General features: G+C 45.0%; 10 protein-coding genes. 6 read left to right on the forward strand and 4 right to left on the reverse strand.

Going from position 1 to position 16,483, the window contains the following annotated elements; all coding sequences use genetic code 11:
- The first annotated feature begins 10 nt into the window (after positions 1–10).
- The gene (locus tag KUG37_RS00885) at positions 11–1,306 is read left to right on the forward strand and encodes a hypothetical protein (RefSeq protein WP_216934755.1); all 1,296 of its coding nucleotides are present in this window, start codon (positions 11–13) and stop codon (positions 1,304–1,306) included.
- Positions 1,307–1,360: 54 nt separating this feature from the next.
- Here the strand turns inward: KUG37_RS00885 and KUG37_RS00890 are convergent, their stop codons facing one another.
- From KUG37_RS00890 to KUG37_RS00905, 4 genes are all read right to left on the reverse strand, one after another.
- Positions 1,361–3,079 (reverse strand): proline--tRNA ligase, encoded by a 1,719-nt coding sequence (locus KUG37_RS00890; RefSeq protein WP_216934756.1) that lies wholly within the window; start codon positions 3,077–3,079, stop codon positions 1,361–1,363.
- A gap of 96 nt (positions 3,080–3,175) precedes the next feature.
- Complete coding sequence (locus tag KUG37_RS00895; RefSeq protein WP_216934758.1) at positions 3,176–6,283, reverse strand: efflux RND transporter permease subunit; 3,108 nt, start codon at positions 6,281–6,283, stop codon at positions 3,176–3,178.
- A gap of 23 nt (positions 6,284–6,306) precedes the next feature.
- Positions 6,307–7,434: an efflux RND transporter periplasmic adaptor subunit gene (locus tag KUG37_RS00900; RefSeq protein ID WP_216934760.1), complete on the reverse strand. Its 1,128-nt coding sequence runs from the start codon at positions 7,432–7,434 to the stop codon at positions 6,307–6,309.
- A 51-nt stretch (positions 7,435–7,485) separates the two neighbouring features.
- Positions 7,486–8,133 (reverse strand): hypothetical protein, encoded by a 648-nt coding sequence (locus tag KUG37_RS00905; protein ID WP_216934762.1) that lies wholly within the window; start codon positions 8,131–8,133, stop codon positions 7,486–7,488.
- A 290-nt stretch (positions 8,134–8,423) separates the two neighbouring features.
- Between KUG37_RS00905 and pilG the strand changes: the two genes are divergently transcribed.
- The 5 genes from pilG to KUG37_RS00930 all read left to right on the forward strand — a co-directional run bounded on the left by pilG (position 8,424) and on the right by KUG37_RS00930 (position 16,482).
- The gene (gene pilG / locus KUG37_RS00910) at positions 8,424–8,807 is read left to right on the forward strand and encodes a twitching motility response regulator PilG (protein WP_005097851.1); all 384 of its coding nucleotides are present in this window, start codon (positions 8,424–8,426) and stop codon (positions 8,805–8,807) included.
- A gap of 25 nt (positions 8,808–8,832) precedes the next feature.
- The gene (locus KUG37_RS00915) at positions 8,833–9,201 is read left to right on the forward strand and encodes a response regulator (protein ID WP_004280710.1); all 369 of its coding nucleotides are present in this window, start codon (positions 8,833–8,835) and stop codon (positions 9,199–9,201) included.
- Positions 9,202–9,206: 5 nt separating this feature from the next.
- Positions 9,207–9,743 carry a chemotaxis protein CheW gene (locus tag KUG37_RS00920; protein WP_216940093.1) on the forward strand — a complete coding sequence of 179 codons (537 nt, stop codon included), beginning with the start codon at positions 9,207–9,209 and terminating at the stop codon, positions 9,741–9,743.
- A 46-nt stretch (positions 9,744–9,789) separates the two neighbouring features.
- The gene (locus tag KUG37_RS00925) at positions 9,790–11,862 is read left to right on the forward strand and encodes a methyl-accepting chemotaxis protein (protein ID WP_216934766.1); all 2,073 of its coding nucleotides are present in this window, start codon (positions 9,790–9,792) and stop codon (positions 11,860–11,862) included.
- 168 nt (positions 11,863–12,030) lie between these two features.
- On the forward strand, positions 12,031–16,482 hold the full coding sequence (locus KUG37_RS00930) for an Hpt domain-containing protein (protein ID WP_216940094.1): 4,452 nt from the start codon (positions 12,031–12,033) through the stop codon (positions 16,480–16,482).
- Position 16,483: the final 1 nt, after the last annotated feature.

Consider the following 16,483-nt stretch of genomic DNA (forward strand, 5'->3'; position numbering starts at 1 on the left):
GGACATTAAAATGAAAAAAATACTTTTGAATAGTCTGGTTGTGGCAATGTCTGCGATTACACAACAAAGTTTTGCAATGACCATCTTAAATGATGAGGAATTGTCTACTGTGGATGGTCAGGCACTTCTTTCGATGGAAGTACAGAAAGGTTATAACCAGGCAGATAATCTTGGTACTAACTATGATCAGTCTAATATTTCATTTTATAAATTAGGTTTAGAAGCCGAGATGGAGATCAATACCAATATTAAAAAGCTACAACTCGGTTGTGGAGGCATTAATGGTGCGACAGGCTGTGATATTGATATTGATCATATTGCCCTAAGTGGGCTGCCTGCGAATTCGAACTATACATCCGATGATCGTGCAGGCAGTTCGGCATTCATCACCAATCCATTTCTTCAATTTGCAATTAAAAATCCAAATCAGGCCTCTACGCGAGAAGTCTTGGGCTTTCGTCTAAGTGCTGAAAAAATTCAGGGTCTTATGACTTTAGGTACTGAAAATAGCAATACACCCAATGGTATTAACAGTTTTAGTGGTTATATGAAGACTAAGGCATCCTCAGGGGTTGCAAACACAGCTTCTCGTATTATGGATTATGCAGCTACAGGTCAAATGATTGAGGGGACGGTGCGAGGAAAAATAGGTACTTTAACACTACCTCTAGATTTACATTATAAATCAGATGATTATTCCTTTACTTTGCAGGAATCAAATGCACCATTCACTATTCCTGCCACCATTGTTTCAGGAACACGTATGAAGGAGGTGGTGTTAAAAGGAACGGGTACAGTAGATCGGATCGATTTTAATGGGCCATTAGAAGCACAGCTTTTAGGTGGTTTATTAAACTTGAACAAAGATGTTACCGGTTATTTGACGGGGCTGAAAACTGATATTACGGTAAATCAAAACCTTGGTCTAATTCACGCCTTGTATTTGAATAACCCTGCATCATTATCATTGCAATCACAAAAGATTTTATGGCCAGGTGCAGCTGTGGGAGCTAACCAAGGGTGGTGGCTGGCAATGGAGGATGAGGTGGATTTAGGCAGTATTTCTCCAACGGATAAAGTGCAAATTACCGATGCTGTATTAAAACAAACCATCGCCGGGATTAATTATGACTTAACAAATAACATCCGTAGTTGTGGTGGTATTATCAGTGGGTGTATTGCAGGCGGTTCTCTGGACGTAAGTGAAATTAAAAACCCCACCTTGATTGATTTTCCATTGAATAATTTAAAACTGGCAGGCCAGAACTTTAAACCTAACTGCTTCGGCGGACATAAATTCTGTTAAGTTAAAAGAATAAAAAATCCCGCATCTGGCGGGATCTTTTATTCTTAAACAGAATTATTTTGCAATTTTAGCCAATAACTCTTCTTTAGACAGATTTACTGATTCTGCATCACGGCGGCCTTTATATTCAAAGGTACCTGCATCCAGACCTTTTTCACCAATCACGATACGGTGAGGAATACCTGTAAGTTCAAGGTCAGAGAATTTAACACCTGGACGTTCGTTACGGTCATCAAGTAACACGTCAAAACCTGCAGCTTGTAATTCAGCATAAAGAGCTTCAGCAGCTTCTAATGTGCGTGGTGATTTATGGGCATTCATCGGCACAATGGCAACTTCAAACGGTGCAATCGCTACTGGCCAAATAATACCTTTTTCATCGAAGTTTTGCTCGATTGCAGAGGCAACCACACGCGTCACCCCAATACCATAACAACCCATCGTTACAGTAAACGGTTTACCATCTTCACCCAAGACTTTACAGCCCAAAGCTTCAGAGTATTTCTGACCTAATTGGAAGATATGACCGACTTCGATACCACGTTTGATTTGAAGGGTACCTTTACCATCTGGAGACGGATCACCTTCAACTACATTACGTAGGTCATACACTTCAGAATACTTCGCATCACGCTCCCAGTTTACACCTGTCGCGTGCTTGTCAGCTTCATTAGCACCCGCCACAAAGTCAGAAAGAACAGAAGCTGCACGGTCAACAATAACAGTTACGCCTTTTTCCATGAGACCTTGAGGACCGACAAAACCAGCAGTTAAGCCCAGAGCTTGCAGCTGTTCTTCAGTAGCAAATGTTAAAGGTGCAGCAATGAGAGGATGTTTTTCAGCTTTAATTTCATTCAGCTCATGATCACCGCGCAGGAATAAAGCAACGACAGGTGCCGCTTGATCTTCTTCCGTTACCACACCTTGCACCAATAATGCTTTTACTGAATGGGCAGGATCAGTTCCTAAGAAAGCAGATACATCAGCAATGGTTTTTTGGTTTGGTGTTTCTACCAGTTTAAGTTCTTGGGTTGGTGCCGCACGTTCACCGACAAGTACTGCTTCTGCCATTTCAATATTGGCTGCATAGTCAGATTCAGTCGAGAACGCGATATCATCTTCACCGCTTGAAGCCAGTACGTGGAATTCATGTGAACCTGAACCACCAATTGAACCGGTGTCTGCCTGTACTGGGCGGAAATCCAAACCAAGACGAGTAAAGATTTTGCAGTAGGCTGCATACATATCGTCGTAGGTTTGTTGCAGTGATTCCTGGTTAGCATGGAAAGAGTATGCATCTTTCATAATGAATTCACGTGAACGCATCACACCAAAACGTGGACGGATTTCGTCACGGAATTTAGTTTGTACCTGATAGAAGTTGGCAGGCAATTGTTTGTAGCTTTTTAATTCGTTACGTGCAAGATCAGTAATGACTTCTTCATGCGTTGGGCCCAAAACAAATGGGTTGCCATGGCGGTCATTGAAGCGTAAAAGTTCAGGACCATATTGTACATAACGACCTGATTCTTCCCACAAAGATGCTGGTTGAGTCACCGGCATATAGACTTGTAGCGAACCTACTTTATCCATTTCTTCGCGAACGATCGCTTCAACTTTATTTAATACGCGAACGCCCATCGGCAACCAGGTGTATAGTCCTGAAGCCAACTTACGAATCATACCGGCACGAAGCATGAGCTGATGGGAAATAACCTCAGCATCGTTCGGGGTTTCTCTTAACGTTGCAAATAAAAAGCGACTCGCGCGCATGGAAACTGTCCTAAAAAATTAAGCGTTAAAGCAGGGATTATACAATAAAAAATGAGGTGAGCATTTGGGAATGTCACCTCATTGTCTTGCATTAAATTATGCCATGATTTTACGTGCCTGACGCAGCATAAAATTCTTAAAGTCATCCAGGTAGGTAAAGATGACTGGCACGACCACCAAGGTCAGCAGGGTAGAGGTAATCACGCCACCAATCACCGCATGCGCCATCGGTGCACTTTGTTCGCCACCTTCCCCCAGCCCTAAGGACAAGGGCACCATGCCCATGACCATAGCGCTGGTGGTCATCAGAATGGGACGCAAACGGGTTTTGCCTGCTGCAATAATTGCATCATAACGTTCTTCCCCACGATCCATGGCTTTCTTGATAAAGTCGATGAGCAGAATGGCATTCTTGGTCACCAGTCCCATCAGCATGATAATCCCGATAATCGAGAACAGGTTCATGGTCGAGTTAAACAGGAACAAGGCCAGAAACACGCCAATCAGTGACAAGGGTAATGAAGCCATAATGGCCGCAGGATGAATAAAGCTGTTGAACTGCGAACCGAGCACAATATAGATAAATACAATCGACAAGGTAATGGCGGTCAAGGCATAACCTGCGGATTCTGCCATATCGGCATTCGCACCTTGAGTATCAAAGCTATAGCCTGGTGGCATATCAAATTCAGCTTGTAGTCGGCTGATATCAGCACCGATGTCACCTGCAGGCCGTCCTGAAGTATTCGCCTCGACCAGAACCTCGCGCGCCAGATCACGTCGGTTAATTTGCGAAGCGCCGAGTTTTTCTTCAAATTTGGCAACGCTTGAAAGCGGAACCAGAATCGGCTGGTTATTGGCACCGGTTTTATTCGAGGTGATATACATATTCTGCAAATCGCTTGGCAAGCTGCGCTGGTCTTCTGTCAAGCGCAGATTTACGTCATAGGTTTCACCTTTTTCATCCTGCCAGGTGGTGACATCATCGCCGGCAATCAGCGGGCGAACCACATTGGCAATTTGGTTGACCGACAAGCCTAAATCACTGGCCAGGACTCGATTAATCTGTACGCCGAGTGTCGGCTTGGGTTCTTTTAATGAAGTTTCAAGATCGACAATGCCATTAATCTTCGCCATCTCCGTCATAAAACGATCAGAAATTTTTTGCAGTTCATCCAGATCTGGTCCTTTAATTGAAATCATAATCGGCTTCTGACCACCTGAAACGGTTTCATCGGCGGAGGCAACCGAAGTGATGCTGATTCCGGCCACCGACTGCAGACGCTGGCGGAATTCATTATTCAGGTCATCCAGAGTCTTTTCACGTTCGGTACGTGGGGTCACGGTCACCCTTAAACTGACATGGTTTTTACCGCGGTCAGTTGCACCATTAATCACCCCATAGGTTGCTTTGACATCCGGATGCTGACGAATAATCTGATCAACCTGCTGTAGTTTGGCCTGTGAATATTCAAGGGATGAATCGACTGGTGTTTCAAACTTGATCCGGACTTCGCCTTTATCGGGAACTGGTACAAATTCGGTGCCAATCAGTTTGGACAAAGCCAAAGCGCCAAATAATGAAGCCACCGCAATCATTAAGGTAATAAATCTGAATCGCAATGCCAGTTTTAGTAATTTTTCATAGACATGGCTCAAGTTATCCAGTTTGCCGGAGATCCAGCTAAAGAAACGTTTAACCCGGCCTGGTTTTTTGTTTGGATCTTTTTTCTTTTCTGCCCAGTGTGCAGAGAGCATCGGGTCCAAAGTAAAGCTGACAAACATCGAGATCAGAACGGCTATACTCACCGTGACCCCAAACTGGTAGAAGAAACGGCCAATAATTCCGCCCATAAAAGCCACAGGCAGGAATACGGCGACAATGGTCAGCGTGGTGGCCAGTACGGCTAATCCAATTTCTTTGGTGCCATCGAGCGCTGCAGTCACATGATCTTTGCCCATATCGGCATGCCGGACAATATTCTCACGAACGACAATCGCATCATCGATCAACAAGCCAATACTCAAGGACAGCGCCAGCAAGGTCATCATATTGATGCTAAAGCCAAAAGCCCAGATAAAGGTCAAAGTCCCCAAAAGTGCGATCGGCAGGGTTAAACCGGTAATTACGGTTGAGCGGAAAGAACCCAGGAATAACAAAACAATCAGCACTGCAAGTACCGCACCTTCAATAATGGTACGGGCTACATCGCCAATGGTACCGCGGATACTTTTGGAGGAGTCTACGACCACTTGCAAAGTGGTGCCTGGAGGGAGCTGTGCCTCAATCGTTTCTAAAGCTTTGTAAGTCTTGTCGACCACTTCAATCACATTAGAATCCGAACTGCGCAGGATATCAATCGCCACTGCGGTTTTTCCATTCAGAAAAGCGGCAGATTCCAGCTCCGCCTGACTGTCTTGAATATCAGCCACTTGTCTGAGAAAAATCGGTACACCATTTTTATTGGCAATCACCAGATCGCCAAAGGCGAGGGGATGCAACACTTTGGAATTGATTTCAATCACCAGTTCCGAATTGCCGGATTTTAATGTACCCCCCGGGACTTCAATATTTTCAGCCTTTAAGGTGTTAATCACACTATCTACGCCGATACCCAAAGCTTGCAGTTTTTGTGGTTGCACCTGAATCCGGATCTGGCGCTGCGCATCGCCTAGCAAATTGACCGTTCCTACCCCGGGGACAGTGCGAAGTTGTGGCACAATCCGCTGATCCAGATAGGAACTAAGCGTTTTCACGTCCATATTGTCAGATTCAAAGACGATCGACATCACCGCATTCGCCGTCGGGTCATAACGTTCGACAATTGGCTCCTGAATTTCGTCACGAAATTTAGCAGTCACAGGAGCGATTTTATCCCGTACATCCTGAGCTGCCGTGGTCGAGCTAACATCCAGATTAAATTCAGCGGTGATGATTGACAGACCTTCACTGGACTGGGAAATGACCTGTTTCAAACCGGAAATGGTATTGATCTGATCTTCAAGTTTTTTGGTAATTTCCGATTCTACCGTTTCCGGAGAAGCGCCCGGATAATTGGTATAGATCACTACAAAAGGGAAATCGACATCAGGGAATTCTTCAACGCCCATCCGCTGCCAAGAAGCCAGCCCCAGCACCATCAAACAGAACATCATCATGATGGTGAAAACCGGATACTTCACACTAATTCGGGTAAACCACATATCAATATCCTGTGTGAATGGCTTTAGTTGTTGCGAAGGGTGACAGTTTTTTGCAGATCAGCTTCGCTAAACTTGACCCGGCTGATCTGATCGGTGCTCTCCAATCCTTGAACTACGGCAATGTTGTCGTTATAACGCTGCTCCAGTACCTGAACATTGACCTTGATAATTTTATTCTGGCGAATCACCCATACATAGGGTTTGTTCTGAATGTCCTGAATGGTATCTAGTGGAATCAGCTGTCCAGAAATCGATTGTGAACTCAGAATGTTGCCTTCAACAAAGGAGCCGATACTGAGAGAGGGAATCGTTTCATTGGGCGTGGCAAAGAATTCGATCTGGCGGCTGGCCTGATCCGCAATCGGAGAAATCCGGCTAATCACCGCGGTGAGTCGATTTGGATTGCCTTGAATGCTGTATTCGACTTGACTGCCTAGCCTTAAGCTTGACTGCAGGTCACTGGGAACCCGTGCCTGAATTTCTAGCCGTCTTGGATCCACGATTTCAAACAGGGTTTGTCCAATTGCCACGGTTTGGCCAGGTTCAACCTGGCGCTGGGTAATCACGCCACTGATCGGACTGGTCATGGTGCCATCACGATCTGCTTTTTCGGCAATATCGACATTGGCTTGCTGGGCGCGGACATTTTCCAGTTGTGCCTGATAATCGACCTGACTTTGTTCATATTCTACTTTTGAGATAAAGCCCTGATCAAGCAGGCGCTTTTTACGCTGCATCATGTTTCGAGCCTGATTGGCTTGAGCTTGGGCAGAAGCCAGATTGGCACGCGCCTGTGCCAGACGGGCTGCATTGTCCTGATTATTCAGGCGGACCAGCACTTGTCCCTTGGACACCGTTTGGCCTACCTGTGCATTTACGCTGGTGGCAGTAGCAGAGACCTGTGCCTGTATACTGCTTTGATTGACCGCACGAATGGTGCCGGTAAATACGGTTTTTTGAACTGAATTGCCAGATTTAACAACAACTAAATCTTGAGGAATAACTTCAATGGATTTGAGTATTTCGGCTTGCTGTACGGGTTCATTTTTATCACAAGCCACTAAAAACATATTTAAGCAAAGTACACTTATGATCAGTACAGAGCGCGAAGAAGGCATATTAAAATCATGAGAATGCAGTGCAGTTTGCATAAGAGTCCTTTTAGCGTGCTGTGGAGCAAAACCACGACCAGCTACTTGTATTTATTCAAGTGCTTTTAAACGGGCGATAATTTTGTCGTATTCTGCTTCCAGATTTCGATAGCGACTTTGTAAAGAATGAATATTTTCTTTTTGGGAAATGAGATTTTTCTGATTATTGTCGAGTGTGGTTTTCAGATATGCCGGTGGCGTTTTACCTTTACGTAAATATTCACGTTCCTGACGCACAAACATGACCCGATCTTTTTGCAGTTGTTTCATCTGTTCTTGCTGGAAATCGATCTGTTTTTTTAACTGGCTCAGGCTGTCGTTCTTTTTCTGTAAAGCAGTCTGGCTATTATTATAAGCACGCTTGAGTTTATGGTCTTCGGCAATCCGCTGTGCCTGTTGGGCACGTTGAGGGGCTTGTCTGATATCGGCTTCGGCGTTATAAGGGCGCGCACGCTTAATAACCTGCATATTTTGGTCAAGTGCCTCATAACCATAACGGATATGATTTGGCGTGACGTTGGTACTGATATTGGCCACACCCTTACTGTCATAATAGCGATACCAGGTGGCTTTTTGCGGGAGTTGATTGCCACTCGCACACGTTAAGCTCACCTGTAAGAGTAGCAGCACAGCAATAATGAATTGACCAGTCATTTTATTTTTATCAATGACAGCAAGTTTTTTTGAAAACTGACCCATCATTGGCTCCCCGAATTTAAAGTTGACTAAATTACTTATTTTAAAGTAATAATCTTGTTATATTAGACTTTTATTTATGAATTAAAAACTACCGTTAGTCAAAAAAAAATCAATAACGATAATAAAATGTGAAGCTGTTATTAAAAATCAGGTAATTTTGTCTACTTGTGTAGAAAATGTTCATTGATAATACAAGTGACTTTATGTTAAAAATGTTTATTGATCGTAATAAAATAATCCTATGAGCCTTATGGCATATAGTTTCTAAAATGGGAAGGGTTAAAACACAAATGGACGATAAATTCCAAAATCTAAAAGTTATGGTGATTGATGACTCAAAGACTATTCGTCGTACTGCGGAAACTCTTCTTCAACGCGAAGGTTATGAAGTCATTACTGCAGTAGACGGTTTTGAAGCTTTGTCAAAAATTGCCGAAGCAAATCCAGATATCGTTTTTGTAGATATTATGATGCCACGCCTAGATGGTTATCAAACCTGCGCATTAATTAAAAACTCTCAGAATTACCAGAATATTCCTGTAATTATGCTATCAAGTAAAGATGGCTTGTTTGATCAGGCCAAAGGTCGTGTCGTGGGTTCAGATGAATACCTGACCAAACCTTTTAGTAAAGATGAATTGCTGAACGCAATCCGTAACCATATTAGTGCTTAATATTTGATTTTTTTGGGGAATTGGCATGGCACGTATCCTAATTGTGGATGACTCACCGACAGAAACTTTTCGCTTTAGAGAGATTCTTTCTAAACACGGCTTTGAGGTGATTGAAGCAGCCAATGGGGCCGATGGCGTCACCATGGCACAGGCAGAATTGCCGGACCTGGTCCTGATGGATGTGGTTATGCCGGGCGTGAATGGATTTCAGGCTACCCGTCAGATTGCGCGTGGTGCGACCACCAAACACATTCCAATCGTGATTGTCAGTACCAAGGATCAGGCCACTGACCGTGTTTGGGGCAAGCGTCAAGGCGCAGCCGACTATCTAACAAAACCAGTCGATGAAAAACAATTAATAGATGTAATTAAGCAGCACCTCAATGCAGGATAAGCTCTATGGCAGCAAATGGATTTATCGAATTGCTTCGCATTGCGAAACGGGGGAATAAAAACTACGTTTCCGATGGCAATGAAGTTAACCGATGGTCGGGCATTGCTTTTGAGATGATGGGGCAGTATTTCGTTGCTCCGCTGGGGGAGGTGTCAGAAGTGATTTATCCCCCAAAATATACGCCGGTACCCAAAACGCAAGCATGGATATTGGGTCTGGCGAATATCCGGGGAAGACTGTTGTCGCTTTCTGATCTGACACAATACGTATCAGGGCAGAGCAGTCAATTTTCACCGACTCAAAAAGTATTATGCATCAACCATAATGACCAGTATGTGGGTTTGGTCGTAGATCAAGTTTTGGGTATACAACATTTCAATAAGAAAAGTTTCTTTTCGAAGAAATCTGAATTGGATAAAAACTTACAAGAATATTGTCAGGGATTTTTCCATCAGCACAACCAGCAGTGGCATGTGTTTTTATTCAGTCGTCTGTTGCAAAATCCAAAATTTATGAACGCATCTATAAAATTTATAAATTAAATGTCGCGCTCGAAAGTAATCAAGGCGTCAACCGGGGAGAGGCTGCATGGGCTTTAAACTTAAAAAGAAAAATACAGGTGAAAGCACTAGCCGCAAAGGCGGTAATGCTTTTTTAGCTAAGATTCAAACGCAAATAGATCAGTTATCACGTGCCTTTGGTGATAGTGAAAAGTCAAAACCGCTGATTTATTGGGCAGCAGGCTGTCTTTTGGCCGCACTGATCACTTTATTGGTTCTTTTTTATAGTGTGCCTCGTGCCAACGAACTCACTCAAAGTCTGGGTGATTTACGTCTCCTCTCGCAAACGATTTCGCGCCAGGCGACTGAAGCGACAGCTTCAGGGACTCCTGAGGCCATGAAGAATCTGTCTAACTCGCAAAAAGCTTTTGCCGAGAACCTTGAGACAGTTAAAAGTATTCACTCGAATAATAATGCATTACAAGCTGTTGATAAACAGTGGACAGAAGTATCGAGCAGCATTGATCTGATTACCTCGCAACAAAAGATCATTAACCAGTTATACGACACCAACATCGCGATTGGTGAAGCGATTCCGGGAATTCAGGCAGAATATAACTTGATGGTCGACCAGATGGCACGTCAAGAAATGCCAGCGAACCAGGTCGTTATTGCCAAAAACCAGGTGTTCATTGCAGAACGTATTTTACGTTCGATCAGCTTGGTGCTGACTGGTAGTGATGGCTCACGTGAATCTGCAGATGACTTCAGTGCAGATACCGAAACCTTCGGTTCTTATCTGAATGCACAGTTAAACGGGTCTGCGGAACTGGGCGTACAGCGTATTACTGATCCGACTCTGCGTGAATCACTTGAGGGAATTAAAGCTGAATATGATGATGTACTCGAATCAGCATCTGCGATTATTCTTAAGAACTCTACCCAGATCGTAAAGGTTCGTCAGGCCGCTGCATCTATTTTTTCCCAGTCTGATGTGCTCTTAGACAACCTGAATAAATTATCGGGTAACTCAGGTCTTAAAACGGTTGTTCCTGCAGCCTTGTTGATCGCATTCTTACTTGGTTTCTTATTTTTCGTATTTAAGTTGCTCTCTCTGCGTGGCGTATCGGATAAACAGCGTGTAGGCCGTTTACAAGAAGAATATGACCGTAACCAGAATGCAATTTTGCGTTTACTCGATGAGATTGCTGATCTTGCTGATGGTGACTTACGTTCATATGCAACCGTATCTGAAGACTTTACTGGTGCGATTGCCGACTCGATTAACTTTGCAATCGACCAGTTACGTGACCTGGTATCGCGTATTACTGAAACTTCGCAAGAGGTTGCACAATATACCGCGACCACACAAAGCATTACCAACCAGTTGGCCGAAGCATCTGAACATCAGGCACAAGAAATTGCTGGTGCTTCTGCAGCGATTAACGAAATGGCCCTATCGATTGACCAGGTATCTGCCAACGCCGATGAATCTGCTGTGGTAGCAGACCGTTCAGTACAGATTGCTGCAAACGGCGCAGATGTTGTACAACGCTCGATTGAAGGTATGGACACGATTCGTGAACAGATTCAGGAAACCTCAAAACGTATTAAACGTCTGGGTGAGTCTTCTCAGGAAATTGGTAACATCGTTGCCCTGATTAACGATATTGCCGACCAGACCAACATCCTGGCATTGAACGCAGCAATTCAGGCATCGATGGCCGGTGAAGCAGGGCGTGGTTTCGCGGTTGTAGCCGATGAAGTACAGCGTCTTGCGGAACGTTCTGCATCAGCAACCAAGCAGATCGAAGGCCTGGTAAAAACCATTCAGACGGATACTAACGAAGCCGTTATTTCGATGGAACAAACCACATCGGAAGTTGTACGTGGTGCGAACTTGTCTAAAGATGCCGGTGTGGCACTGGATGAGATTCAAAACGTATCGACCAATCTGGCGAAACTGATTGCGAACATTTCTGATGCTGCAAAACTGCAGTCTGCATCTGCGGGTCATATTGCGACCACGATGACTGTTGTACAGGAAATTACCTCGCAAACCACCAGTGCAACCTTCGATACAGCACGTTCGGTATCTGAACTGGCTAACATGGCTGATGCATTACGTGAGTCTGTATCTGACTTTAAACTACCAGAATAAAGTTAGACATGATGGGGAAATGTGTCTTGACTGCGGTTGAGACACATTCAAAAAATACAGATAAAGCCTCGACAAGATGTACTTAACCTTCATACGTTAGGTATCGCGTGACAGTCACAATTAAGTTTGAGCGCCCTTCTTGGCGGCATAACGTAAGAAGCATGAGCTATGAAAGAAATATTAAAAAATTTAGTTGAAACGACAACGCTTCCTGAAGATAGTTATCTTGACCAAGATGCAGAAATTCTTGAAATTTTTGTTGAGGAAATCGAAGAGATCTTCGTTGAATTAAATGCTTTATTTCCAGAATGGTTGACTAATCCAGATCATCAAGAAAATCTGAAGACCATTCGCCGCCATTTTCATACCCTAAAAGGTTCAGGCCGCATGGTCGGTGCTAAATCGGCAGGGGAAATGGCCTGGGCGGTTGAAGATACGCTCAACCGGGTCTTGTCCGGTTCGATTCAGCTGACGCCAACGGTACAAAAGTTTGTGCAGGCAGCACTCAATGTCTATCAATACACCTTATATCCGAAATTCAAACAGATCCTGGAATTGGATGTAGATCTACGTCCAATGGTACTCTTGGGACAACAATTACAACAAAACCTTTCACCTGAACCTGCGCTAGAAGAATTATTGGCCTTGGCCGATCATTTGACTGCCGAAGGTCAGAGCACGGGGCTGGAAATTGCAGAAAGTGATGAAAATGCAATTGCTGCAATCACAGCGCCAGTCCAGATCACAGTTCGTAGCGATATCGAAGAGACTGTGGCAATCTTTATTGAAGAAGCCGAAGAGCATCTGGAAACGATAGCGACTTTCCTTCGAACTGAAGATGAAAAATCACAAGATTATAATGCCCTGATTCGTGCCATTCATACCTTGCGTGGCAGTTCATCAATGGCGCAGATTGACCAGATTTTTGAAGCCAGCACTAAAGTAGAGCATCTCTTCAAGACCTTGCTGCAAGATGAAATTGTCTCGACCTCGAAAGAAACCGCCTTACTGATTCAGTATGCCGAGTTCGTCAGTGATTATCTGCATTTGCTACGTCAGGGCAATACCGAAAAACTGGATACGGTCTATGCAACCTTTGAGCGTGTCTGGCATGATTATGGCTTTGCGGTTACTGAAACGAATAGTATTCAGACGCAAGGCCTCGTGTCCAAACTGGTTGAGCTAGATATTGATCTGTTACTTGATGCCGAGTTTGAATTTGATAAACGCGCACGAGTCGATTATCCGGAATATATACAGGCACTCAGCCAGCAGGCTGCGGAATTATTGGCACATACTGAGAGCCGGGCAGCGCAAGGTATTCATGAATTCACTGCCGATCTGAAATTGGCTTATGATGCGCTGCTTGAAAAGCCTGTGCTGTTAAACAGCGATTATGCCTATGAACTGTTCGCACAGGCGCATCAGGAATTCATCCATCTGTTTGATACCCTGGCCGCAGGACAGCGCGTCATTTTAAATGATGAGACTCAAAAAGTACTCAGCGAACTGTCTGCCTTTGTACAGCAGGATTTCGAAATATTTGCTGAAGATTCTGCGGATCAGAATGTTGAGCTAACCTCAGAGGCCGGACAGGCGGCTGAAGGTGTAGCGACAGGCAGTGTCGATTTTGCGGGCTTGAGCCAACGCATCGCTGCTGATCGTCAGCAGCAGCAAAGTGCTGAAACCAACCGTGATTTCGATGAAGAATTGTTAAGTATCTTCCTGGAAGAAGCGGATGAGTTGCTGGCAGGTATTGATGAAGATCTGAATACCTGGAGCAAAAAACAGGATGATACGACTTCACTGAACAACCTGATGCGTCATTTGCATACCTTAAAAGGTGGTGCAAACATGATTGCGGCTTCACATATCGGTTTGATTGCGCATGAACTGGAAAGTATTTATGAGCGGGTGATCCGTCAACAAATTGCCGTAACACCTGCTTTAATCCAGATTATCCGTCTGGTACAGGACAACGTTTCCGATCGTATTCAATCCATTCGGGATGACAGTCTTGATTATCCTGCAACAGAAGCCATTGCGATTCTGCAAAATATTCAGGCACTGAGTTCTGGACAAACTGTAACTCCTGTTGAGCGCGCGAGCGCTGCAATTAAAGTTACTGAAGCCGAAGTGACTTTGATTGCTGAACCGCAACCTGAAGATGCAACGGTGACTGAACAGCTTGTAACTGATCTTACTGCACCTGAAGAATTACTAGACGCTTCAGAGTCTTCTGATGCTGCTGACGATATGCCAGTAGAACGTTCAGAAGAAGATGAACTGAAATCCATTGTTGAAGAATCTTTCCTGGAAGAATCCGAAGAGATTCTGGCCAATGCCGAGAAACTGCTTAACCAATGGTTTGATCAGCGTAGTGACCGTAGTTTATTACTACAGTTACAGCGTGCCGCCCACAGTATCAAGGGTGGCGCACGTATGCTTGTTGTGGAAGAAGTGGCCAGCATTGCCTATGAGCTGGAAACAACTTTCGAACAGTTTGCGGTCTATCAGTTTAACTCGAATGCCTATGATGGCTTGTTGCAGAAAACACTGGTCTGGTTAAGACAGGCGATTTTCCAGCACGATTATAGCGGTTTTGAACAGCTTCACAGTAGTCTGAAAAAGATTGCTTATGTGGACGTCACTGCGCAATTGCCTGAACGTCTGGCGAAAACAGACAACCTGGTGGTCAGCGCCGACTTCGGCTTTGTAGAAGGTGATGGTACTGAGCCGCCACAAATGATGGGTGAGTGGACGAATACCGGAGCCAGCGATAGCAATAACGAGATGATCCGTATTTCTGCTGATCTGGTCGAGAAGATGATTGACCTGTCTGGTGAGAATTCGATTAACCGTTCGCGTATCGAGATGGACCTGGGCCAGCTTGGCAATACCTTGAACGAGATGGAACTGGCCATCAAGCGTCTTGCCGACCAGTTGCGTCGAATGGAAGGCGAGCTGGAATCACAGATTATTGCCAAACACGGTTCAGAGAACTCGCGCTATGCTGACTTTGACCCGCTGGAAATGGATCAGTATTCATCACTGAACCAGCTGTCCAAGTCGCTGGCAGAATCGGCATCGGACCTGGTCGACTTCAAGAGCACCCTGGCTGACAAGATTCGCGAAACCGAAGGGCTGTTATTGCAACAGTCCCGTATTCAGGCCGAGATTCAGGAAAGCCTGATGCGTACCCGTCTGGTCCCGTTTGACCGGATGTTACCGCGTTTACAGCGTATCGTGCGTCAAACCTCGACTACCTTGAACCGTCCTGCAGAACTGATTGTGCAGAATACTGAAGGTGAACTGGACCGTAATATTCTGGAACGTCTGGTTACTCCATTTGAGCATATGCTGCGTAATGCGATTGACCATGGTCTGGAAGATACTGCAGACCGTATCGCACTGAACAAGCCGAAAGTCGGCTCGATTATCTTGAATATCAGCCGTCAGGGGACCGATGTAATCGTGTCCTTTAGTGATGATGGTAAAGGGATCGATGCAGACAAGATTCGTGAAAAAGCCCTGAGTCTGGATCTGATCAAAGCTGATCAGATCATCGATCAGGAAGAGATCCTGCAATTGATTTTCCATCCTGGTTTCAGTACCGCAAAAGCCGTCACCCAGATTTCTGGTCGCGGTGTCGGTCTGGATGTGGTGCAAAGTGAAATCAAGTCGCTGGGTGGTCATGTTTCGGTCAGTTCACAACGGGGTCAAGGTACTATCTTCACGATTCGTGTACCGACTACCGTAGCGGTCAGCGATGCCTTGATGGTGAAAGCGGGCGATCAGCAATATGCGATTTCTCTGGCGCAGATTGACCGAATCGTACGTATTGCTCCGACTACATTAGAAACTTACTTCAACAGTAAAGATGACTATTTCAAGATCGATGGCGAAAACTACAAGCTGCGTTATCTGTCTGAATTTGTCGGCAACCAGCCGATTCCACGTCTGAATAATGTTGGACACTCATTGCCGGTGCTCCTGATCAAAGGTAATAGTGGTCAAACCATTGCCTTGCTGGTCGATCAGCTGGTCGGTTCACGAGCGCAAATTGTAGTGAAATCGATTGGACAGCAGTTTGCCAATATCGGGGTAGTGGCCGGTGCCACAATTCTGGGTGATGGTCAGGTTTGTCTGATTCTCGATGGACAGAATGTTGCCCGTCAGATTCAGGCGACACCGCGTGTCAAACAGCTTCATGATCAGCGTGATGGTTCGCGTTATTCCAGTGCACGTCGTCTGGTGATGATTGTCGATGACTCAGTGACCGTACGTAAGGTGACTTCGCGTCTGCTTGAGCGTCAAGGCTATGATATTGTTACCGCCAAAGATGGTGTGGATGCGATCGAGCAGCTTGAAAATGTCAGACCGGATCTGATGTTGCTCGATATCGAAATGCCGCGTATGGATGGTTTTGAAGTAACGAATCTGGTTCGTCACCATGATATTCACCGTGACCTGCCGATTATCATGATTACCTCACGTACCGGTGAGAAGCATCGTGAACGTGCATTCAGTCTGGGTGTGACCCACTATATGGGTAAACCTTTCCAGGAAGCGGAACTGCTGGCCAATATCCAACAACTGATTGCTGAAAAACAGGGGTAAT

This window comes from Acinetobacter sp. BY419, from assembly GCF_019038395.1.
Lineage (GTDB): Bacteria > Pseudomonadota > Gammaproteobacteria > Pseudomonadales > Moraxellaceae > Acinetobacter.